This window comes from Iodidimonas sp. SYSU 1G8, from assembly GCF_039655775.1.
Taxonomy (GTDB): Bacteria; Pseudomonadota; Alphaproteobacteria; order SMXS01; family SMXS01; genus RI-34.
Genome location: NZ_JBBYXJ010000001.1, coordinates 1,420,705 through 1,443,324, shown reverse-complemented (window position 1 = coordinate 1,443,324; position 22,620 = coordinate 1,420,705). Strand labels below are relative to the sequence as shown.

The 22,620-nt window shown below is 62.3% G+C and carries 14 protein-coding genes; 10 read left to right on the top strand and 4 right to left on the bottom strand.

What is annotated here, in order from left to right:
- Positions 1–3 precede the first annotated feature (3 nt).
- The 5 genes from brxL (at position 4) to WJU17_RS06915 (ending at position 13,203) form a co-directional block, all read left to right on the top strand.
- Positions 4–2,061 carry a BREX system Lon protease-like protein BrxL gene (brxL, locus tag WJU17_RS06935; protein WP_346327409.1) on the top strand — a complete coding sequence of 686 codons (2,058 nt, stop codon included), beginning with the start codon at positions 4–6 and terminating at the stop codon, positions 2,059–2,061.
- A 369-nt stretch (positions 2,062–2,430) separates the two neighbouring features.
- Complete coding sequence (locus WJU17_RS06930) at positions 2,431–5,562, top strand: hypothetical protein (RefSeq protein ID WP_346326605.1); 3,132 nt, start codon at positions 2,431–2,433, stop codon at positions 5,560–5,562.
- Positions 5,559–11,690 carry a DEAD/DEAH box helicase gene (locus WJU17_RS06925; protein WP_346326604.1) on the top strand — a complete coding sequence of 2,044 codons (6,132 nt, stop codon included), beginning with the start codon at positions 5,559–5,561 and terminating at the stop codon, positions 11,688–11,690. The genes WJU17_RS06930 and WJU17_RS06925 overlap by 4 nt, the downstream gene beginning before the upstream one ends.
- A 407-nt stretch (positions 11,691–12,097) precedes the next feature.
- Positions 12,098–12,745, top strand: coding sequence for a response regulator transcription factor (locus tag WJU17_RS06920; protein ID WP_346326603.1), 648 nt, complete (start codon positions 12,098–12,100; stop codon positions 12,743–12,745).
- A 65-nt stretch (positions 12,746–12,810) separates the two neighbouring features.
- On the top strand, positions 12,811–13,203 hold the full coding sequence (locus tag WJU17_RS06915) for a helix-turn-helix transcriptional regulator (RefSeq protein ID WP_346326602.1): 393 nt from the start codon (positions 12,811–12,813) through the stop codon (positions 13,201–13,203).
- Between the two features lie 66 nt (positions 13,204–13,269).
- On the opposite strand, the gene WJU17_RS06910 is transcribed toward WJU17_RS06915, so the two are convergent.
- On the bottom strand, positions 13,270–13,869 hold the full coding sequence (locus WJU17_RS06910; protein WP_346326601.1) for a peptidase S14: 600 nt from the start codon (positions 13,867–13,869) through the stop codon (positions 13,270–13,272).
- 139 nt (positions 13,870–14,008) lie between these two features.
- On the opposite strand from WJU17_RS06910, the gene WJU17_RS06905 reads away from it, so the two are divergent.
- Positions 14,009–14,491, top strand: a complete 483-nt coding sequence (locus WJU17_RS06905) for a hypothetical protein (protein ID WP_346326600.1) — start codon at positions 14,009–14,011, stop codon at positions 14,489–14,491.
- Between the two features lie 299 nt (positions 14,492–14,790).
- Entirely contained in the window at positions 14,791–16,875 is a 2,085-nt protein-coding gene (locus tag WJU17_RS06900) for a catalase (RefSeq protein WP_346327408.1), read from the top strand.
- A 97-nt stretch (positions 16,876–16,972) separates the two neighbouring features.
- Here WJU17_RS06900 and WJU17_RS06895 read toward each other — a convergent pair whose 3' ends face one another.
- Positions 16,973–17,239 carry a hypothetical protein gene (locus WJU17_RS06895; protein ID WP_346326599.1) on the bottom strand — a complete coding sequence of 89 codons (267 nt, stop codon included), beginning with the start codon at positions 17,237–17,239 and terminating at the stop codon, positions 16,973–16,975.
- 417 nt (positions 17,240–17,656) lie between these two features.
- Positions 17,657–18,229, bottom strand: coding sequence for a pseudouridine synthase (locus WJU17_RS06890; RefSeq protein WP_346326598.1), 573 nt, complete (start codon positions 18,227–18,229; stop codon positions 17,657–17,659).
- Between the two features lie 110 nt (positions 18,230–18,339).
- Between WJU17_RS06890 and WJU17_RS06885 the strand changes: the two genes are divergently transcribed.
- Entirely contained in the window at positions 18,340–18,801 is a 462-nt protein-coding gene (locus tag WJU17_RS06885) for a (2Fe-2S)-binding protein (RefSeq protein ID WP_346326597.1), read from the top strand.
- Between the two features lie 5 nt (positions 18,802–18,806).
- The gene (locus WJU17_RS06880; RefSeq protein ID WP_346326596.1) at positions 18,807–20,963 is read left to right on the top strand and encodes a xanthine dehydrogenase family protein molybdopterin-binding subunit; all 2,157 of its coding nucleotides are present in this window, start codon (positions 18,807–18,809) and stop codon (positions 20,961–20,963) included.
- Here WJU17_RS06880 and WJU17_RS06875 read toward each other — a convergent pair.
- On the bottom strand, positions 20,960–21,871 hold the full coding sequence (locus WJU17_RS06875; protein WP_346326595.1) for a hydrogen peroxide-inducible genes activator: 912 nt from the start codon (positions 21,869–21,871) through the stop codon (positions 20,960–20,962). The genes WJU17_RS06880 and WJU17_RS06875 overlap by 4 nt on opposite strands.
- A gap of 162 nt (positions 21,872–22,033) precedes the next feature.
- Here WJU17_RS06875 and ahpC point away from each other — a divergent pair, with 162 nt between their 5' ends.
- Complete coding sequence (ahpC, locus tag WJU17_RS06870; RefSeq protein WP_346326594.1) at positions 22,034–22,597, top strand: alkyl hydroperoxide reductase subunit C; 564 nt, start codon at positions 22,034–22,036, stop codon at positions 22,595–22,597.
- Positions 22,598–22,620: the final 23 nt, after the last annotated feature.

The following is a 22,620-nucleotide window of genomic DNA, read 5'->3' as shown; positions in this document are numbered from 1 at the left end:
GAAATGGACGACCTCGACCGCAAGCTGAATGACGTGTTCGAAGGTAAGGTCGTTCGCAAGGACCTGCTGCACCGGATCAAGAAGGGCACGAATATCCCGACTTTCGTGCTGGAGTTCCTGCTGGCTCGCTATTGCGCGAGCAATGATCCAGCAGAGATCCAGGCCGGCATGGAAGCCGTGCTGGCGACGTTGCATGAAAACTATGTGCGGCCCGACGAAGCCAATGCGGCGCAGTCCCGTGTGGCGATGACCGGCAAGCACAAGTTCATCGACAAGGTACATGTGCGCTATGTCGAGAAGGAGCGCCGGCACTGGGCCTCGCTCGAGAACTTCGCATCGCAGCGCATCGCCATCGGCGAGCGCTTCTATCGCGATACCGACCGGTTGCTGGAAGGCGGCATTTGGGCCGAGGTGGTGATTGCCCACAACGACATCGACGGCGACAATCATGCGTTCTATGTCGAAGATCTACGGCCGATCCAGCTCAGCCGCTTCGACTTCTCCGCTTACGGCGAAGCGCGCTCCAAGTTGACCCGAGACGAGTGGCTGGATTGCGTGCTGCGGTCCGTTGGCTTGGAGCCATCCAAACTCTCGAAACGCCTGAAATTCCATTTCATCGCCCGTCTCGCCCCGCTGGTGGAGGCGAACTTCAACTTCATCGAACTGGGGCCCAGGGGAACCGGCAAATCCTACTTCTTCAGCGAGTTTTCACCCTACTCCACGCTGATCAGCGGCGGCCAGGCAACCAAATCGATCCTGTTCTACAACAACGCCCGGCATAAGATCGGTCTGGTCGGGTTCTGGGACACGGTCGCCTTCGACGAGGTCGGTGGGATCAAGATCAAGGATCCCGATACGATCCAGATCATGAAGGACTTCATGGCGAACGGTCGCTTCTCCCGCGGCGTGGAGGTGATCGCTAACGCGAGCATGGCCTTCGTGGGCAATATCGACCAGTCCATCGAACAGATCGTAAAGTCCACGGATTACGACCTCTTCCTGCCGCTGCCGCCGCAGTTCGATCTCGCCATCATGGACCGTTTCGCCTGCTATCTTCCCGGCTGGGAGATGCCGAAGAACAGCAGCGCGTACCTAACCGGCCGCTTCGGGCTGATCACCGATTACCTGGCAGAGGCCTTCCACTATCAGCTGAAGCACAGCAACCGCTACGAGGAGGTCAGCAAGCGTGTGAAGCTGGGCAAGGCCGTGGAGGGGCGCGACGAGAAGGGCATTAAGAAGACCCTGTGCGCCTTCCTGAAGATTTTGCACCCGGTGGACCCGCCAAGCGACGAGGAGTTCGAGGAATACGTCGCCTATGCCGTCGAATGCCGACGCCGCATCAAGGAGCAGATGAACAAGCGCAAGCCGGACGACGAATTTGCCCAGATCGAGCTCTCCTATATCGATAGCAAAGGCACTGAAGTCGTTGTTCGCTGCCCGGAGTCCGTTGGCGCCTATGCAACGCTCGAACCCGCCCGCCGCCGGTTGCAAGCCGAGCCTATCGAACAGCCTGAGGCGGCTGAACCGGCCAGGGACGCGCCGCCTATAGATGCGCCCACCGAAGTGGCCGTGGGTCAAAGTGAGTGCGAGCCCCAAGAACAGCACTTCACGATCGTCTATGGCGATACCGGCCATACGTACGACAGCATCATCGGCCCCTATCTCCGCGGCGCAAAGGCTTTGATGATAGAAGACCCGTACATCAGATTGCCGCACCAGATCACGAATTTTGTTCGTTTCTGCGAAGCCGTCGTGAAGGCGCCGACCGTGCGTCACATCAAGCTGGTCACTAGCTACGATGATAAGACGGACCTAGCCGCCATGAACGAGAAGCTGGAGGAACTGAAGCAGAGTCTGCTGGAAATTGATGTCCTGCTGACGATAGAGCTGAACGAGAACCTCCACGACCGGGAAATCCGTGTCGATAACGGCTGGATCGTGAAGATTGGGCGTGGTCTCGATTTTTATCAACGCCCGGAAGGTTGGTATTCGATCGGCAGCAACGATCTTGCCTTGCGCCGTTGCCTCGAAACTAAGGTCGACATATTCGAGATGCCATGACGCCCACTCCTCGCCCAAAACAGTAGTAGTGGCAGACAACTCGGATCGGTCAGTTTAGTCCTAAGCTAATGCTTCGTGATCGACGAAGAGGGTGGCTGGTCAAGGTGTTAAGGTGCCGGCCGCCAGCTCTCGAGACCTACGTCCCTGCGCGGCCGGCCCCGCAACCGGCACCAGCTAACCCAGGCGCGTTACCATTGGTGCAAAGGCCAACCATGAACTATCGTTGAAACCGGACCACTTTTCAGGGGCAGGCCAAGCCATGCAGGCCCTGTAAATTAGGGCGCGTTGTTGCCCGGTTCTCAAAAAGGGGCTTTTGGATTCCCGGATAAGCTACAGTGAAGTTCGAAGATTTAGGCGGTGGGGGCCGTAATGAAATTTGATCTGGCGGAAACCATTTCACTCGTGAGGAACGCGGCCATAAAACAGGCCGAAGCGGCGTTGCGAGCGCGGCTCACTCTGGTAGATGCGTCGCCATTCCTGGGTCAGTATGAACTCGCGGCAGAGGTTGCTCGGGGGGTTCACGACTTTCTGCAAGGACCGCAGCCTATAGCTCGCATCGAGCCGCTCTTCCGACTGTCTCCTGCCGTTGCCGTTGCCTATTTCGCGTCCCTGGCGCAGCGGGAGACGGGGCTCGACGGCCAAGGCGAACTCTATCCTCATTTCGAGGCTGAACTCGGCTCAAAATTATCTCCACTCGACAGGGAGCGCTTCTACCAAGCTTTCCGCCGCGCCTGCGTGGATCTGGGGCTACCCGTTCTTACAGAACTGCAACTGCGGGAGACCGGAACATGGAGACGCCGGAACGAATACCAGCTCCAGGCCGGCCCGGTCGATACCGTACTGCCGGACCTGGCCTCGGCCTGTCTGCAGGTCGAAAGGGAGTTGGGGGCACCCGATCCGCATGATCCCGATGGCCTTCGGTTCTGGCATGAGGCTCTTGTCGACCGACTGGAGCAGCGGGGACCGAAGAACCTGCCAAGGGTGCTCAGGCACGACGTGCTGGGATGGCATTCGCTGGCTTTTGGCCGCCTCGCAGACGGAAATCCTCCACAGTCTGCTTTCGAGGCGCGGTTCGCCTCGGCGATCAATACCAGTAGGAGTCTGGTGCGAGACAGCTATGCGCGCCTCGGGCCGAGGCCGGAAGTTCTGTTCAATGGCGACGAGATCGTCATCGTCACGCCTCTCCAGGCAACAGGCTGGACGTGGACGGTTCGGGGCTCCTGGAGCGGCGAGGTGGTGATAAAGGCCGGCGAGGAACTGCCGGTTTCATTCGAAGACAGCGTGTCGGTAGAGACCCGGCGGCTTGATTTCGAGGCAGACGATGAGCCGGTGACATCGCGGCAATTCCCCATCTGGACAGCATCCCGGTTTAGCATCTTCGATGCGGCTTCCGGGCGGCACGTCAGTCTGGAAGCACCGGCGGGGCAGCTTTATCTGGTGTCGCGGGAACCGTTCAATTGCGACCAGGAACCGGCATCACAGTCGCTGTCGGGGCTATGGATGCTGACCGTGGAAATGTTCGATGGCGACCGCCGCGTCGTCCGGCTAGCAGACGGTTCGGAACATGCGATTATGGCTCATGCGGTGCCGCGCCTTATCTGGTCGAGTCCAGCCGTCTGCGACATCGGCGGCGTGCCGGTCTTTTCCGGGGCATCACTGGGCGTCGAAAGCGCCTTGCCCAGGGAAATGCTGCTACTCAACACGCCATACGAGGTCGTGCTGCGAACGTCGACGGGCGAACTGAGCAGGTCAGCGGTCGTTTTCGACGAGGCGGGCAGCGGACGCGCCGATTTTCCGGTGCTGGAACCTGGTGCCAATTTCGACCGTCTTACGGCGGCTCTGGTGAGGTCAGGCGAGCAAAGAGCGCTGGTTCAGGCGGCGAGCGCTTGGCTGTGGCCGAGGCTCGACTGCCTGGAGGACGGCTGTTTCGTGGGTTCTGTGCCCGAAAATTTCGACCAGTCGGCCTCCATTGGACTGGTCGTCCGGGACCGCGGCATAACGATAGGAGCCGGCGTGGACAGATCGGTCGAACTGGCGTTTCGCCGCGCTGAGGGGAGCCATTACCGTATCCGGTTGCCGAGGCCGGGGATATTTCTCGAGCTGGAAGAGGGCGCGAACCGGCGCGGCCTGGATCGAGGCAGTACGATCCTCGATGACGGACGCCCGCTTTACCTCCGCGTCTATTGCGACGACCGAGAGGCATCGCTCGCGTTCGGGACAAGGGTCGAGACCCGCGCTTTCGGCGCTCTCGGTGTCCGCCGCCTGTCCCTGACCGGACTGCATGGCGATGAAGGTGATGCGAAAGTCGAACTTTATCCCGGCGGAAATCCCGTCAGTGCCATAACCCTTGCGATCATCGCGCAGCCCTGCACGCCTCGCCGCGCTGGCGTGGAGCGAAGAGGAGGCCGCTCGGTACTCGAATGCACGTTCGACGACGACGTCAGCCTTTTCGAATTCGAAGGCATCAACCTGTTGACAGGGGACGTGGAGCGGCTGTCGCGGAACGATGGCGTTTCGCAGGAACAGGTTCAAGGCGTGTGGCGCCTCTACTGCGCCGAACGCAGCATCGCCGACGGAGTCTGGCTTTTCGAGGCGCAAGCACGTCTCAGGCCAGGCGCCCAGCCCAGCCCGTTGCGGTCGGCAAGAGGCGATCACTACGGTTTGGCGGTTGCGAAGGAAAACGGCACGCTTGTGCCGCTCGATAGTCTTGAACTTATGGAGCTACCCGAGGATACGAAGGCGCTGGCCTTTTCAAGATTGAGCAGTGCCCTTGCCATCTGCTGGGCGCCAGAATGCTGGCATCATCACCTCGTCGCGCTAGAACGTCTCTGGTCGGTCCTAGGCAGAGAGCTCTCTGACGCCGCAGCGCTCGGTGATACGGAAGCTCGCGATGTGTTGATTAGGTCGGCAGGCGTGGCGCCGCCCCCGGACGCCAATCCGACATGGGTTCCGCTCCGTCATCCGCTCGAAGTCTGGCCGGGGCTGTTTTCCGCCGACCGCACCGCGCTTGCAGGTAACCTGCGCGACGCCGACGATGAGGGGGCGAGAAACCTGGCATCATGGCTGGATAACCCTCCTGCAAAAAACGAGCGCCTCGCGAGTCACGACGAGGCTTGCAGACGCTTCGCTGACAGGGTCGAGCGGGCAAGCCGAGGGGAGGCGAACCAGGAGCGCATCAGCCATGCCGCCGCTCTCTGCTCCTTGGCCTATCGGGAGCTGGGCCGCTCGGGCGACGTACCCAACTATCGCGTTCCTGAATCCCCACCGGCGGTCAGCAGGGGCGCGTCGATCGTCGAAGCAGCGCCAGCCTTTTTCGCGGAACTCGCAAAGGCATCCCGAATGAACAGGGCCATGCCAGGCGCAGTGGATGCATGGTGCGCCCGGACCTTCGAAGACGTCGACTCAAGGCGATCCCCCATCGCCGAAGTCGGCTTTCTCTGCCGTCTCGGTCCCGAATTGCTCTCTTGGTACCTCAATCAGGCAATGGAGGTCTGGTCATGACACAGGCGCGACATGAGTTGGACCCCATGCTCTTCAAGCAGGAGCTGGAACGGACCATCGCGCGATTTATCGCGACGACGGCGCCGGTGTCTCAGCTCCGTTCGCCTGTGTTGGCAGAGAAATACAGGGGAGCGCTCAGCGCCACGGAGCTTGTCAAGGGCCCCTATCTGGAGGCGCTTCCGGATTACGAAAAGGGAGCCACGCTCGCAGAACTGGTGCGAGAAGGGGTCCTTTGCGACGAGTGGCTGCGCCTGGGCAGCCATGACCACGGCCGAAAACTGCTCAACCGGCGTTTGCACAGACACCAGGAGCAGGCGCTCCGTGGTGCGTCCGAGGGTAAAAACTATCTAGTCGCGACGGGTACCGGTTCGGGAAAAACCGAGGCCTTCCTCTACCCTTTGATCGACCGATTGCTGAGGGAGCCAAACCGGTCGGCGCCGGGCGTGAGGGCAATTCTCATCTATCCGCTGAACGCGCTTGCAACCGATCAGCTATTCTACCGGATCGCGCCTCTCCTCCTTAGGGACCTGGGAGACCCCGGTATTCGGTTCGGGCGTTTTACGGGGCAAGTGCGTGCCGGTTCCAGCCGGGAGCAGGAGCTGGCACGTCTTGAACGCAACGAAACCCTGATGGAGGTCTTGCATGGCGCGTCACTAGACAACTGGTTGTTGTCTCGCGGCGAAATGCTGACGCAGCCGCCCCACATCCTTGTCACCAACTATGCGATGCTCGAGCATGTATTGCTCCTGCCCAGGAACGCTCCTCTCTTGCAAGGCAGCCAACTCCAAGCGCTCATTCTTGATGAGGTGCATACATATACCGGGGCGCAGGCTGTCGAGACGGCTTTCTTGCTGCGAAAGCTGAAGAACCGCATTTTCGGCAACAAGACCCGACAGATTTTCTGCGTAGGGACCAGCGCATCCCTTGACGAATCAGAGGCCGACCGCCTCAAGCAATTCGCATCCCATCTGTTCGACGCACGGTTTGATGGCGGTGTGATCACGGGCAAGCGTCAGCCACATGCCGGTCTGTCCCGAAAAGACGAAGTCTGGTCGCTCGATGCCGGCTCCTGGGCAAAGTTGCCCGGCCTGATCGGAAAGCTTCGGGGGTTAGGAGCGACATCCGCGTTCGACTGGAACACTGAGATCGAGGAGGCGGACCTACCAGGTTCGCTCCTTCTGGACGAGTTCGCTACGGACTTGGGTAGCGGCCTTCTCGAAAAGTTCCAGAGGAACGTCGAGGTAAGGCGCACCGAGGCGATGTTGAGGGACGGGCGGAAACGATATGATGAAGTAGCGCGACAGATCTTTCCGAACGCCGAGTTTCAGACAGCATACGCGGCACTGGCTGGGGTCATCTCCGTGGGCGTCACCGCGCGCTCCGCGCCCGATGACTTCGCCCTGTTGCCCGCCCGGCATCACTTGGCCGCGACTGGGGTGGACGGGCTTATCGTGCAACTCTCCGCGACCAGCCAGGAAGGCATTGCAAATGTTGAGGTAGGTCGCTCCAGGTCCTCCGTGGGAGGGAAATGGTACAGCCTTCTCTGTTGCCGCAACTGTGGTGAACCGCATGTAGAAGGATGGCTCCACAATCAGATCGTCGAACCTCGCTTCGAACCCGGCAGAACGCGGGTTTCTGACCGTGTAGTCCTGCGGCTGCGACCCGGAAGCGAAGCGCTGGATGCCGCCGACGAGTCGGTGGATGAGGAGGCGCAGGAAAATGCCAAGCTCAGGTTCGACCCGGAAACGGGCGCTTTAGCCAACGACCAAGGGTCTCTAAATGTCCTTTCCCTTGAGAGAGTCGAGAGAGCCGTAGGTGCGGACGACGAGCCGCCCATTGTTCCTGTCTGCCCCAATTGCGGCTTCAAGCCGCTCGATGGTTCTGAGGCTGTGACGCCCATCCATCCCGGAGATGACGCGCTGGCCTCGGTTGTCGCTCAGGCGTTGCTGGAAGCCCTGCCGCCTTCCACCCATACCCGTCTGCCGGCAGAAGGCCGCAAGCTGCTGGTGTTCTCTGACAACCGTCAGGATGCTGCGTTTTTCGCGCCGTTCTTCGAGCGGGCAGCAATGGATCAAGCCATTCGCCGGGCGCTGACACAGTGCGTGGCGGAGGGCCCGATCGCCATCGAGAGGGCAGGCACGGAGGTATGTCGACGCCTCAATGAAGGCGACGACTGGCAGCGTCTGCCGTTGTTCGACTGGCGCGTGCCCGGCGCGATGGAAGAATTGGATGACGCGGATGTGAAGGTTCAAGTGCTGGGTCGCATCCTATTCGAGTTCTGTCTCCCTCGGCCCTCCCGTGAGACACTTGAGTCGCTGGGTCTGGTGGCGGTGGAGTATGAGAACGCCGGCCTCAGGAATATCGCGACGGCCATAACTCCTTTCGTTCCGGCGGATTGGAACAGCAGTCAGTCAGAAGAACTGACCCGCCTGCTTTTGGATGGCGTCCGCCGCCGGCGACAGATCGTAAAATCCCAGAGCAATATGGTTGACCTGGGAGATCCCGATACCTGGACCGACAAGTTCAACCAGAAAGGCCGGTCCGTGGCCTTAGACCTCATGAAGAGTAAGGAAGGCGCGACCGAGTCCTGGCTGCCATCGAGCGATCGGCACTTCCGCTCAAGGCTTCTAATCGAGAAGGCAGGTATCACTGATCAGCCAACACGAAAGAATTTGTTAACGCACTTTTTCAAGGCGGCGTGTCAGCAAGGACTGTTGCAACAAAACCGAGATGGCAAAAACGGTTTTGGCGTCGGGCTATCCAAGATAACACTGGTCAATGGAGTCGACCGGCCGCTGTTCGTCTGCGACCGCTGCGGGACCCGCAGCGTCCGGAATTTGACCGGTACCTGTCTCGCACTTGGCTGCGATGGGGCACTGGAAAGGATGACCGATGAGCGCCGAAGACTCCTAGGGGAACAGAACCATTATGCACGGCGATATACGCATGCGAAGGCGCTGACAGCGACCGCAAGAGAACATACTGCCTCAATCGGCACGGAACTGAGAGACCGGATCGAAACTCGTTTTCGAAATGGCGAGATCAATCTTTTGAGCTGCTCGACAACGATGGAAATGGGCGTCGACCTAGGCGACCTGGAAGCGGTTTTCTGTCGAAATGTCCCGCCGACCATCGCCAACTACCAGCAAAGGGCAGGCCGCGCGGGTCGACGATTGCAGGCGTCCCCGCTGACCCTGACGCTCGCCCGATCCGGACAGTTCGACCAGGCATCCTTTGTGTCCTTCCAGGAGTATCTGGGACGGTCTCCTGCCACGCCCTGGGTACAACTCGATAACCCCGTGTTCTTCCGCCGTCATCAGCGATCCGTCGCGCTGGCCGGGTTTCTCCGTAGCGCCCTGCCTAGCGACAAGATTTCTGCACCACGCTTGCGCGACCTGTTCGCTCCGGCCCTAGGTGCCGATGCTCTTCCCCTCTTTCTGCGCGAAGCGGAAATTGTTCGGGTCCCCGGCCCCCATTTTGCGACAGTCCATGAGTTCCTCAGAACCCTTGAGAACTGGCTGAAGGGCGACGACGGAGAGCGCTGGCTGCTCGAGGCCTTTAGCCTTCGCGAGTATCTAGACCAGCAGGGCCTAGCTTCGATAGGGTTCGGGTCCCCGGAGGAAGCTGCTGATGATCTGCTGCTCGAATTGCGGCGCTTTGCCCTGATGGTCGCTGACCGATGCGGAACCCTCTACTCGCGCCGATCGGAAGCAATGGAGGGTGACAATCCGGGGCTCGCAGCGCGAATGGGATATGAGATAAAAGATTTCATGAACCGCCGGCTGGTTGATGTGCTTTCCGAATACGCCCTGATACCGACATATAGTTTTCCGACAAGTTCAGTGGTTCTCGAGGTGCTGCAGAGCGTCGAGAAAAGACAACGCGCCTCCCAGACATTGGAAGACGATCTTCAGCTCTCGCGGGATGCGGCTCTTGGTATTGTCGAGTACGCCCCAGGCGAAGAAGTCGTTTCAGGCCACCGGGTCTGGGTGAGTGGGGGGATTGCGCGGTATCCGGACGAATTTGTTCCTAAGCAATGGTACGCGGCATGCCGGGAATGTGCACATGTGGACCACATCCCCTATGACGACAGGGACGCCCTCGGCGACGAGTGCTCCAATTGCGGCAGTTCACGCAGTTTTTTCGACCGACGCCCTTTCATCGAACCCAAGGGCTTCGTCACAACCATCGGGGCCCGTCGCGGCCGAGAGCCAGGCGTATCGAGGCGACGAAGCCGCGCGGCGTCGGATGCCAAACTGATTACACGCGCACATTCGGACGAGATCAAGTCGACCGACGTCCCAGGGCTCAAAACATGGTTCCTCAAGGCTTTCGCGGATCCGGAGTCACGACAGACCGAGGGCAAGCTGCTGATCGCGAACAGAGGACGGCATCGCGCGGGGTTTTACCGTTGCCAGCGTTGTGAATTCGCGCGCGCGGCCCATCGGGGCGAGACGGCGCCATATGTAACGGGAGAAGATCATCGGCGCCCCAGGGATGACCAGCCCTGCAAGGGAAACCTGGAATTGATCGACCTTGGCCATGTCTTCAAGACCGAGGTCAGAGGATATCTCTTCGCGGACGCACTTCCGCCAGTTCCAGAAAATATCTTGCCGGATGACGAGGAAAAGTGGCGAGACGGTTTCATCAGGACACTTTCCGAGGCTCTCCGCCTGGGAGCGGCCGACCTGCTTAAGTGCGACAGCCGAGACATGCGCACCACTTTCGCCTATCGAGGGGGGCGTCCGGAGGTGATCCTTTATGACGCCGTATCCGGGGGCGCCGGGTTCGTCCGGAAGTTGGGCGAAGATTACAACGCGTCGGAACTGGTCGACAAAGCATTGCGCATTCTCGATTGCCCAGCGAACTGTTCCGGGTCGTGCCGCAAATGTCTGCGAGATTATTCCAACCAAGCGAACTGGGATGATTTCCGGCGTGAAACCGTTCTGGCGTGGCTGATAAGGGCGCGGACCGATATAGAACTCGATCATCGCTTTGGGCCACTATGGGCGGATGCCTCCTCCCAGCGACTTCGTGAAGAGGTTCGGGGTGCATCGCGACTGATCCTGACAGCACGTCGTCTATGGACGGCCGCGGCAACGGATCTGGCCGAACTCGATCACGAAGGCAATGTCACGCGGGTTCCGGAGTCGTTCGAACTCATCTCTGAGTTTTGCAAGAAGGGCGCGGACCGGCGCGTCACCATCCTGACCGAGGAGGTCGGTACGTTGCGGCTAGACCTGTTGCCGACGGCGGCGCTGGTCGTCGTCCGGCAATTGACCGCGCTGGTTGAGCGTGGGCAAGTCGAGGTTCGCAGAATGCGCAAGGACATTGCAGCCTCTCTTCCACGGGTCGTGATCGATGGCGAACAAGCATCAGGCTTACTGATCTACTCCGATCAATCTGACATGGCATTGTTCGAGGAGTTGTTGCCTGGCAGAGTGCGACGGCGGCGGACGAAGGATGCGCCGGACCTGCTGGACGCGATCAATGCAGCCCTCGACGGCGCATCGATGGCCAACGAGGCGCTGACTTATTCCATTAAGGAAACGAAGCGTACGGTATACGCGCCTGGAGATCGCAGAAGTCTCGAGGCAGACTTTGATGCGCTCAAGGGTGCTTCGGAGATCAGGCGTCTGACTATCAGGGACCCCTATGCGCTGGCACGGCAGCAGACCAATTACGGCCAGGTTCGGGACAACCTTCCTGCCACGACAGCTTTCCTAATGCAGCTCATTACCTACGCTGGCGTCGTGCCTAAGCGCCTGGAGCTCATCGTGCGCCCTGATGGAGCGAAGGAACCGGGGCGACGCGATCGCTCTGCCAGAGAGACGGCGATCCGCGCTGCCTTTCCCGCAACGGAGAGGCCGCAGCAAACCCAAGTGATCGAGCGAACCCAAGGACCAAACCGCGAGTTCCACGATCGGTGGATCGAGGCTTTGCTTTCGAGGGACGGTGAGGAATGGGTCCACCGCTATGATTTATCGTCCGGATTGGACTATTACCTCGACGACGGCGCCGAAGCCACGATCACCCATACATGCCAACGCATGCCGGCTAACACCACACCGCCACCGTCGAGTGCACCGCGTGCAGCGCTTCCCAAACCACGCCCAAGACCGCGTTGACAAGGGCGAGTACATATTCACTCGGCCTGCTGCCGGTAGGCGATGGCCCACTAAACGAGCGCTTTAAGCCTCCTGTACTCTCGGTTGGTGCGGGTCCCCGCAACCAAATCAAAACACACACCCAGCACAACAAATGCCCCGCATAACGCGGGGATTTGCGCGTTCTGGCCTCTCGCGAGGCTGTACAACCCGCCTACCAAAAGGGGCGATGCCGGGAACCAAGAGCGCGCTCGTCAGTATCTCTCGCTGAGGCGCCGCCGTAACCCGTCCCGCGGACGTCTCACGCTTGCTGGTCGCCCTCACAGGAAATTTTGGCGGGTCTTAATCCCTGTTAGTGCTTTCTTAATCAAGCAAGCACATAGTTGCGCGATGGGGGTAAGGGGGCGCCATGGATCGGGGAAGCCATAATGCAACACAGTCTCTGGATCGTGGATCCGAGCCGGCTTCTGAGGGAGGGTCTCAAGAGCCTTCTGGCGGACTCCCACTTCATGGTGACGGCGGAGGCCGCCTCGTTGACGGCGCTGGGGGACATCACGGCCTGCCGCCAGAAGCCGGACATCATCATCGTCAGCCTGCAGTCATCCCTCTCGGCGCCGAGCGCTGAAGAAGGCGCGCTCACGGCGCTGTGCGCGCGCTGGAGTGACGTACCGGTCGTGACCCTCACGCCAGAGCTGTCGGTCCCGCAATTGGTGGCGGCCCTGAAGGCGGGCGCCAGCGGCTATCTCGTGAAGGATGTCGGGCCCGCGGCGCTCAGGGAATCTCTCGCGCTGGTTCTGATGGGCGAAAAGGTGCTGCCGAGCGAACTCGTCCCCACATTGATCAGCACGCCGGCGCGGGTGGGCCGTCCAGCCCTGCCCAGTCTGTCGGCCCAGGAAGAAAGCATCCTCGAATGCCTGGCGCGGGGCGAGCCGAACAAGCGAATTGCCGTCCATCTGAGCGTCACCGAGAATATGGTGAAGGTTCACATGAAGGCGCTTCTCCGGAAGATCGGGGCGCCCAATCGCACGGCCGCCGCGATCTGGGCCCTGAACAACCTGGGATCCGCCAATCCCTGACGCCTCGATTGCGGATTTGTTGCGACCGGTGGTATCTCTCGCTTTTGGTAAATCGGGATATCGGCATGGACATAGGCGGATACACGTTAATTCGGGCGTTGGCGGGCGACGAGCGGATCGTCATCGTCTCCGAAGAGCTTTTTGATCGGCTGATGAAGGTCGCCGAGGAGACCAGTCTCGGCAGTCTCGCCGAATGGGTCAATTCGTCCATGAATCGTGACGCGCTGCCAATCGCGCTCGCGCAGCGGCTGATGCAGGGTGAAACGCCGCACAAGCTCTACCGCGAGCTCCGCGGCTTCTCGACGACCCGTCTGGCGGAAGCGGCGGGCCTGCCCCATGATTACATCGTCGGCGTGGAAACCGGGCAGACCGAGGAAACCCTGGAGGCGCGCCGCAAGATCGCCAGCGTCCTGCACGTCAAGCTGGACGACCTGGAGCCGATAGCCATCTTTCACTGACCGTCACCCGCCTCGGAACCGATCGCGTCATTCTTCGACGTGCCTGCCGCCACTCGGTGTCTCGCGTCAGACAAGTCCGCCGATCAGCTTCAATGTCAGCGCTTCTTCCGCTGTGACGTACCAGTTGGTCGCCGCCCGTTCTTCCAGCGCCTCGATCGTGAGAGTGCTGCCGACGATCAGCCGCTCGAACTCCTGCCGCTCGAGACGCAGACCGTTTTCCAGCTCGGAAACCTTGAGGCGGGCGAACTGCAGCGCCGAAGGAAGAGGACCGGCGGGCAGTTTCTGCTCCTGGATCTTTCGCCCGTGGATCAACAGCACCGCATCGCGGCCGAGATAGCGTCGTTCCCTCGGGAACGCCCCCATGATCGTCACCCCCGCCGAATACACGTTGGTGACGCCGAAGAAGGCCAGGTCGCGCCCCCGATGCTCCCGGCACAGCCGGATCTCATCGGCGATACGCCGGCCAACGTCCGCGTCGCCTCCGGCCGTGAACACCTGGACCCCGATGAGCCCATCCTTGCCCAGCGCGGCGTCCAGTTGCGACAGAAACGAGTGGAGCATGCCGTCATCGACCTTCCCGTGCAGTTTGATGCGCGGGGCGAGCAGGCTGCTGATGTCGATATCGGCGGCGTCCGGATCGGTCCGGCTGATCTGGTGGGTATTCATGCGTCCTCCTTGTGGCGAGTGGGAACTCCTGCCGAGCCAGCTTGTTCCTGTCGTACGACATTACAGGCGGTTTCCATCAAGCGATCACGGGTCGGGCGATATGGATGGGCCGGTATCCCAGGAAAGGTTGAGGTACGCCATGCAACGTGTTCTCTACGGCGCCTTCGCCGGTTTCGCCGCGACCATGGCCATGACGGCGACGGCCGAACGGCTCTGGAGATGGCTGCCGTCACGTGAGCGGTATCCCCTTCCGCCTAGGGAGATCACCCAGCGGGTTCTCGAGAGCACCAAGCTCGAGACCAGCGACGACAAGACGGCCACGCTGGCGATGGCAGCCCACTTCGCCTACGGCGCGTTCACGGGCGCCGTGTTTCCGCTGCTCACCAGGCGGCGCTCCTTTCCCGTCGGTGCAGGGTACGGGCTGGCCGTGTGGGCGGTGAGTTATTTCGGGTGGTTGCCGGCGACCCGAGTCCTCGCGCCGCCCACCCGGCACCCGATCCGCCGCACTCTTCTGATGCTCTGCGCCCATGCCGCCTGGGGCGCTGCCCTGTCATCCGGCCTGCGGCGGCTTGAGCAGGCGGACACGGCCCTGCAGGGAAAGCGGACGCCCGACGCGCCATAGACGCGGTCGCCCGGTGCGGCGGTCTCGCCGGAACCAAAACCGGTTTCGCGGTTTCCCCATGCACCCGGTGAGCAGAGGTCGTGATCGAACGGTAGCTGAGGATCAGCCCGCAGCGCTTGGACCGTTCACGACTCTGCGACGCCTGCAAGTGATCCTGGCGCCTCGCGGAGCAATCTCCGCGAAGTGCGGAATCGGTAAACCAGAGATATCAAAAGGAGTTAGCAGTGGTGAAATCTGCCGAGAGCCAGCGCAAGGGCAAGGCCAAGGCCAAGGGTGGGACCAGGGATGACGGTCCCCAAATCTCGACCAGTTACCGCGAAGAGCAGGGTCAGGGCGGCGAGACCCATCAGAGCGCCTCTGAAACCGTTCCTACCCTGACGACCCAGCAGGGTGTGCCCGTCGCCGATGATCAGAACACGCTGCGGATCGGCGCCCGGGGACCGGCGGCGATGGAAGATTTCCACTTCCGGGAGAAGATGTTCCATTTCGACCACGAGCGGATTCCCGAACGGGTGGTCCACGCCAGGGGATATGGCGCGCACGGGTACTTCGAACTGACCAAGTCCCTTTCTGACGTGACTCGCGCGGACATCTTCCAGCGCGTTGGCGAGCGAACCCCGGTTTTCGTCCGTTTCTCCACCGTGGCGGGCAGCAAGGGCTCCGTCGACCTGGCGCGCGACGTCCGTGGCTTCGCCGTCAAGCTGTACACCAAGGAAGGCAATTGGGATCTGGTCGGGAACAACATCCCGGTCTTCTTCATCCAGGACGCCATCAAGTTTCCGGATCTCATCCACGCGGCGAAACCGGAGCCGGACCGCGCCTTTCCGCAGGCCCAGACCGCGCACGACAATTTCTGGGACTTCATCTCGCTGACGCCGGAAAGCCTCAACATGGTGATGTGGACCATGTCCGATCGTGCCATTCCGCGATCGTTCCGCTTCATGGAAGGCTTCGGCGTTCACAGTTTCCGGCTCGTCGACGAGGAGGGGCGTTCCACCTTCGTGAAGTTCCACTGGAAGCCGAAGCTGGGGCTGCAGTCGGTGTTGTGGAACGAGGCCGTCAAGATCAACGGCGCCGACCCTGATTTCCATCGGCGGGATCTCTGGGATGCGATCAACATGGGCGACTATCCCGAATGGGAACTGGGCCTCCAGCTCTTTGACGATGCCTTCGCCGAGCAGTTCGACTTCGATATTCTCGACCCCACCAAGATCATTCCCGAAGAAGTGGTCCCGGTGCAGATCGTCGGGCGCATGGTCCTCGATCGGGTCGTCGACAATTTCTTCGCGGAGACGGAACAGGTCGCGTTCTGCACCCAGAACGTGCCGCCGGGGATCGATTTCAGCAATGACCCGCTGCTGCAGGGCCGGAACTTCTCGTACCTCGACACCCAGCTCAAGCGTCTCGGCGGCCCCAACTTCACCCATATCCCGATCAACGCCCCCAAATGCCCCATGGCGCACTTCCAGCAGGACGGTCACATGGCGATGCGTAACCCGACGGGCCGCGTCAATTATGAACCGAACAGCTGGGGCAGCGAGGGCGGACCCCGCGAAAATCCCGACCGGGGCTTCAAATCCTTCGCCGAGGACGTGTCCGGGCCCAAGACGCGTCTCAGGCCGGAAAGCTTCGCGGATCATTACAGCCAGGCCCGTCAGTTCTACATCAGTCAGACACCGATCGAGCAGAAGCACATCGGCGATGCGCTGGTCTTTGAACTCAGCCGCGTCGAGCGGGCGGATATCCGCTCAAGGGTCGTCTCCCATCTGGCGAACATCGACGCCGGTCTGGCGGAAACCGTCGCCGACGGTCTGGGTCTGAAAATGCCGGAACCCGCGGTCGCGGCCAGGCCGACCATGGATCTTCCGCCGTCCGATGCGCTGAGCATTATCCGGCGCGGTCCGCCCGGCTTCGCCGGCCGAAAACTCGGCATCTACGTGACGGACGGCGCCGACGCCAAGCTGGTCGATGCGTTGACCAAGGCGGTAGGCAAGGAAAAGGCCGTGTTCAATATCATCGCCCCCAAGATTGGCGGTGTCAGCCTGTCCGACGGCAGCCATCTCGATGCGGACTTCAAGATCGATGGCGGGCCCTCGGTGCTCTTCGATGCGGTCGTGGTGGTGCTGTCCGAGGCCGCCAGCGGACGTGTCAGCGACGACGCCGTATCCCAGGACTTCGTCAGGGACGCCTTTGCCCATTGCAAGTTCATCGGGTTTACCAAGGAGGCTATGCCCCTCTTCCAGAAGGCCGGCCTTGGCGACAAGCTCGATGACGGCTGCATGCAACTGGCGGCGGGCAAGGATGTCGATGCCTTCATTTCGGCGTGTGGTGCTCTCCGGCACTGGTCCAGGGAGCTGGACGTCGACATGGACGCGAAGGCTTGAACTCAAAAGCTCCCGGCCCAACGGGCCGGGAGCGCCGCTCGATCCCAAAGCTCCCGGCCCACTGGACCGGGAGCTTTCAACGCATGCTGCCGGGGCGTCAGTATTGGGCAGGTGGATCACTGGCCGGAAATGATTCATCGGACGCTTCGTCCACCTGGTCCCATGCCTCCGGTAAGTCATCCCGCATGCTGGCCGGTCCCGCATCCCGGGTCGCGCCATAGGTGCCTGCATCCAGGCGGGACGCCGGATCGCTGGAATGGACCGCCGCGCTCGATGATGGCGGCCTGGTCACGCCATTCAGGATCACCCGCATGGCTGGCATCAACCCCGCCATGATGAGGCCGAACAGGACCCCTTGGCTCAAGCCTTTATCTCTACTCATCATTTCCTCTTCCTGATTTAGATGTCCGCGGCGCGGTCATGGTCGGCGTCGTACTCATGCGGCGCGCGCCCCGGTCGGCGCGGAGGCCGTTCTCCGTTGATCGCGCGTCCTTCTGCCAAACCGGTCTAATTGTCAGGCGGTGTTTTTGTTCCTCGCGGCTAGGGAGCGGAACGAAAATCGGTCTCACCGTCCCCGGCTACTGGTTTCTGCCGCTGGCGCTTCACGAAGAGTTGTGGCCGCGTGACGTGCGACGCTGCCGGCGCCAAACCCCGTGATCTGGCCGACATCATATCGCGCGCGCTGGATATCGACGGGAAGGATATGGGCCGCCGCGGCCGAACAGGCGTGGGATCCTGAGCGTCTCGGCGCTGGCTCCGGTCGCGGACATGGCGGAAGCTCTCAGGCGTCTCGCCACTCTCCGGGACCCAGGCCGTCAAGCGCCCACTCGCCCACGCTCCAGCGCACCAGACGCAGGGTGGGGTGGCCGACCGCCGCCGTCATACGCCGGACCTGCCGGTTGCGTCCTTCCCGGAGGGTGAGCCGCAGCCAGCAGTCCGGCACGGTCTTGCGGAATCGCACGGGCGGGTCGCGTGTCCAGAGGTCGGGCGCTGCGATCCGTTCGGCCTCCGCTGGCTTGGTCATCGTGCCATCGAGCAGCACGCCCTGGCTCAGCATCTCCAGAGCGGCCTCGTCCGGCTCGCCCTCGACCTGGACGAGGTAGGTCTTGGGCTGCTTGAAGCGCGGGTCGGCGATGCGGGCCTGCAGCCTGCCGTCATTGGTCAGCACCAGAAGGCCCTCGCTGTCCTTGTCCAGCCGCCCCGCCGGATACACCTCTGGAATATGGATGAAGGATGACAGCGTCACCGCGCCTTCGCCCGTGGTGCCTTCCGTGAACTGGGACAGCACGCCGAACGGCTTGTTGAACAGGACGACGCGCCGCGCCCCGGGCGGAATGGATTTCGGTTTCACCATGCTTTCCCTATGCCCCGCGGTGTGGCCGAGGTCCAGCGGAACCCTGTTGAATGTCTGCTCAATCTTCGTTACGGCTTGGTAACACCGAGTGTCTTCAGGTTGAGAATCCCATGTCGTCTCAGATCACCGTCAACGCCAGGACCGTCACCATCGAGGCGGAGCCGGACACGCCGCTCCTCTGGGTGCTGCGCGAACAGCTGGGACTGACGGGCACCAAATACGGATGCGGCGTGGCGGCGTGCGGCGCCTGCACGGTACATCTCGATGGCATGGCGGTGCGCTCGTGCACCTTGCCGGTCGAAGGCGTCGGCGCGTCCCAGATCACCACCATCGAAGGGCTCGTTTCGCCCGAGGCCAAGGCCGTCCAGGCGGCCTGGATCGAACTGGATGTCGCCCAGTGCGGCTATTGCCAGACCGGCCAGATCATGTCGGCGGTCGTTCTGCTGCAGGACAACCCGGCGCCGACCGATACCGAGATCGACGAGGCCATGAACGGCAATATCTGTCGGTGCGCCACCTATCAGCGCATCCGCCAGGCCATTCACGCCGCCGCCGGCACCCTCAAGGGCTGATCGAGATGACCATGCGTACCCGCGATTTCAGCCGCCGCGCCTTCCTCAAGGGCTCGGGCGCGCTCGGCCTGGTTATCGGCGTCACCCTGTCCGGCGCCGGCCGCGCGCTGGCGGCTTCCGCAGTGGAACCCTGGGCGCCCAACGCGTTCGTGCGGGTCGCGCCAGACAACACCGTGACCATCATCATCAAGCATCACGAGATGGGGCAGGGCGTCACGACCGGACTGGCGACCCTGGTGGCGGATGAAATGGACGCCGACTGGGCACGGATCCGCACCGAATATGCGCCGGCCAACAACGATCTCTACAAGAACCTGATGTTCGGCTTCCAGGCGACGGGCGGCTCCAACTCCATCGCCAACTCGTTCGAGCAGATGCGCATGGCAGGGGCCACGGCGCGGGCCATGCTGGTCGCGGCGGCGGCCAAGGCATGGAGCGTGCCGGAATCGTCGATCACCGTGTCAAAGGGCACGCTGTCATCCGGCACACGGCGGGCCAGTTTCGGCGACATGGCCATGGCCGCGGCGGCATTGACCGCACCGGCGCAGGTCACCCTGAAAACCCCGGATCAGTATGCCTATATCGGCAAGAAACTGACGCGTCTCGATTCCCCGGCCAAGAGCACGGGCACCGAGACCTATACCATCGATGTCAAATTGCCGGGGCTGCTCACGGCGGTCACCGCCCATCCGCCCAAATTCGGCGCGACCGTCAAGTCGGTGGACATGTCGGCGGCGCTGGCGGTCAAGGGCGTGGTCAAAGTCGTCGAGATCCCCGAAGGCGTCGCGGTCGTCGCGACCGGCATGTGGCCCGCGATGAAGGCCAGGGACGCCCTGAAGATCATTTGGGACGAGAGCAAGGCCGAGACCCGCTCCAGCGCGGATCTGGCGGCCGAATACAAGGCACTTCTGGAAAAGCCGGGCGCCGTCGCGCTCAGCCGGGGCGACGTGGAGTCCGGGTTCGGCCCGGAACGGACCGTGATCGAGGCGGTCTACGAGTTTCCCTATCTCGCCCATGCGGCGATGGAGCCCATGAACTGTGTCGCCTGGCTGCATGAAGGCATGCTGGAGACCTGGTCGGGGCATCAGGCGCCAATCATGGACCAGAACAACGCCGCCGCCGCCGCCGGGCTCGGTCCCGACAAGGTCGTCGTGCACACGCTGGCCTCGGGCGGCAGCTTCGGCCGCCGCAGCACCTTCAACGGCGATCACGTGACGGAAGCGGTGCATATCGCCAAGGCCATGGGCGGCGATGCGCCCGTTCGGCTGCAGCGGACCCGCGAGGATGACATGCGCGCGGGCCATTACAGGCCGCTTTACGTGCATGGCATCAAGGCCGCGGTCGATGCGCAGGGCAACATCACGGCGTGGTCGCATCGGATCGTCGGCCAGTCCATCTTCGGCAGCTTTCCGCCCTTCGCCGCCTCCATCAAGAACGGTGTCGATAACTCGTCCGTCGAGGGCGCCTCGAACATGCCCTATGCCATTCCCAACGCGCGGGTGGACCTGCATTCGCCGGTCGTCGGCGTGCCCGTGCATGTATGGCGCTCGGTCGGCAACTCCCATACCGCCTATGCGGTCGAGACCATGATGGATGAACTGGCGGCGGCGGCCGGCAAGGACCCGGTGGCCTTTCGCCTTGCTTTGCTGGCGGACAAGCCGCGTCACGCGGGCGTGCTCAAACTGGCCGCCGAGAAGGCAGGCTGGGGCAACGCCCTGCCGCAAGGCGTGGCGCGCGGCGTCGCGGTCCACGAGTCCTTCGAAACCTACGTGGCGCAGGTGGTCGAGCTGCGTCTCGACGACGCGCGGGGCGTGAAGGTCGAACGGGTCGTCGTCGCCGTGGATTGCGGCCAGGTGGTCAATCCCGACATCGTCCGCGCTCAGATGGAAGGCGGCGTCGGCTTCGGTCTGTCCGCCGCGCTCTATTCCGAACTGACCCTCGACAAGGGCGCCGTCGAACAGGGCAATTTCGCCGACTTCGAAGTGCTGCGCTTCGGGGGCATGCCGAGGGTCGAGGTGCACATCATGGACAGCACGGAAAAGCCCAGCGGCGTCGGCGAGCCGGCCGTGCCGCCCATCGGTCCAGCCGTCGCCAACGCGGTCGCGGCCCTGACCGGCACGCGCATCCGTACGCTGCCCATGGCGAAGACCACGCTCGCTTAGGCGGCGCGGGGCGCGGCCTGGATTTCCCTGAGCGCCTTGCCCAGGCGCTGGAAGGTTTCCGTGCGGCCGGATGTGCGGCGCCAGATCAGGCCGAGGCGCCGGCACGCATTGCTGCCTTCAAGCGGTGCCGTCGCCAGATCGAGGCCGCGCAGGATGCCGGCGTCCAGCGCCAGTTGCGGCACCAGCGTCATGCCCAGCCCGTTGGCGACCATCTGGACGAGGGTGTAGAGGCTGGTGCCCTGAAATGCCGCGTTACGCTGCGCGCCTTCCAGCGAGCAGGCGGCCAGCGCCTGGTCGCGCAGGCAGTGGCCCTCCTCCAGCAGCAGCAGGTTCTCCACCGCGATATCGCGCGGTCGCAGCGCGGTGCCGGAGAGACGGTGCCCCGGCGGAAACACGCCCCAGAAGCGGTCCTCGCCGATATCCATGCTGTCATAGCCGCCGATGTCATAGGGCAGGGCGAGGAGAGCCGCGTCCAGTTCACCAGCCTCCAGTCGATCCAACAGGCGCTCGGTCTGGTCCTCGCGCAGGTAGATCTGCAGCAGGGGAAACATGCTCCGCAGGCTCGGCAGCGCCTTGGGCAACAGGAACGGGCCGATGGTCGGAATGACGCCCAGGCGCAGCTTGCCCGACATGGGCGCCCGCGCCGCCTGCGCGATGTCCACCATGTCTTCCGTGCCCTTCAGCAGCTTGGCAGCGCGGGCGGCGATGTCGAGACCCAGCGGTGTCGGCATCACGGAGCGCTTGGTGCGCTCCAGCAATTGCACGCCGAGCAGCGCTTCAAGCTCCTGGATGCCGGCGCTCAGCGTCGACTGGGTGACATGGCAGACGTCCGCCGCGTGCCCGAAATGGCATTTGTCGACCACCGCGACGAGAAAGCGGAGCTGGCGCAGGGTGGGAAGCGGCTTCATGGCATCCTCAACTAATCGATTTATACGATTACAATATCATAAATTTCTTGTTTCTGTCGATTAGTGATCTGGTCTATCTATAGCCCGTCGCCGCGATCCCTAACCCGTCTCCCCAGATGACCGGTATCGCGGGGGCGCCATTTTTCGACCAAGGAGAACGAAATGTCCCAGATCAACACCGAAGTGAAGCCGTTCAAGGCCACCGCCTTCCAGGCCGGAAAATTCGTCGACGTCAGCGATGCCGACCTGCGCGGCAAGTGGTCGGTGGTTTTCTTTTATCCGGCCGACTTCACTTTCGTCTGCCCCACCGAGCTCGAGGATCTGGCGAACAACTACGCTGAATTCAAGAAGCTCGGCGTGGAGATCTACAGCGTGTCGACCGACACCCATTTCTGCCACAAGGCATGGCACGACACCTCGCCCGCCATCGGCAAGATCGAATATCCGATGGTCGCCGACCCGACCGGCACCATCTCGCGCAATTTCGATGTCCTGATCGAGGATGTCGGCCTCGCTGATCGCGGCACCTTCGTCATCGATCCCGATGGCAAGATCCAGATCGTCGAGATCACCGCGGGCGGCATCGGCCGCGATGCCACCGAACTGCTGCGCAAGGTAAAGGCCGCGCAGTATGTCGCGTCGCACCCGGGTGAAGTTTGCCCGGCCAAGTGGCAGGAAGGCGCCGAGACGCTGGCTCCGTCGCTCGACCTCGTCGGCAAGATCTGATCCGGACGGCGCGTCTTCCGGGG

Bases quoted from the DNA above. Each gene is read 5' to 3' on its own strand.
- WJU17_RS06875 (WP_346326595.1), bottom strand. From the start codon at position 21,871: ATGAAGCCGCTTCCCACCCTGCGCCAGCTCCGCTTTCTCGTCGCGGTG.
- WJU17_RS06920 (WP_346326603.1), top strand. From the start codon at position 12,098: ATGCAACACAGTCTCTGGATCGTGGATCCGAGCCGGCTTCTGAGGGAG.
- WJU17_RS06925 (WP_346326604.1), top strand. From the start codon at position 5,559: ATGACACAGGCGCGACATGAGTTGGACCCCATGCTCTTCAAGCAGGAG.
- WJU17_RS06905 (WP_346326600.1), top strand. From the start codon at position 14,009: ATGCAACGTGTTCTCTACGGCGCCTTCGCCGGTTTCGCCGCGACCATG.
- brxL (WP_346327409.1), top strand. From the start codon at position 4: ATGGACGACCTCGACCGCAAGCTGAATGACGTGTTCGAAGGTAAGGTC.
- WJU17_RS06880 (WP_346326596.1), top strand. From the start codon at position 18,807: ATGACCATGCGTACCCGCGATTTCAGCCGCCGCGCCTTCCTCAAGGGC.
- WJU17_RS06915 (WP_346326602.1), top strand. From the start codon at position 12,811: ATGGACATAGGCGGATACACGTTAATTCGGGCGTTGGCGGGCGACGAG.
- ahpC (WP_346326594.1), top strand. From the start codon at position 22,034: ATGTCCCAGATCAACACCGAAGTGAAGCCGTTCAAGGCCACCGCCTTC.
- WJU17_RS06885 (WP_346326597.1), top strand. From the start codon at position 18,340: ATGTCGTCTCAGATCACCGTCAACGCCAGGACCGTCACCATCGAGGCG.
- WJU17_RS06910 (WP_346326601.1), bottom strand. From the start codon at position 13,869: ATGAATACCCACCAGATCAGCCGGACCGATCCGGACGCCGCCGATATC.
- WJU17_RS06890 (WP_346326598.1), bottom strand. From the start codon at position 18,229: ATGGTGAAACCGAAATCCATTCCGCCCGGGGCGCGGCGCGTCGTCCTG.
- WJU17_RS06930 (WP_346326605.1), top strand. From the start codon at position 2,431: ATGAAATTTGATCTGGCGGAAACCATTTCACTCGTGAGGAACGCGGCC.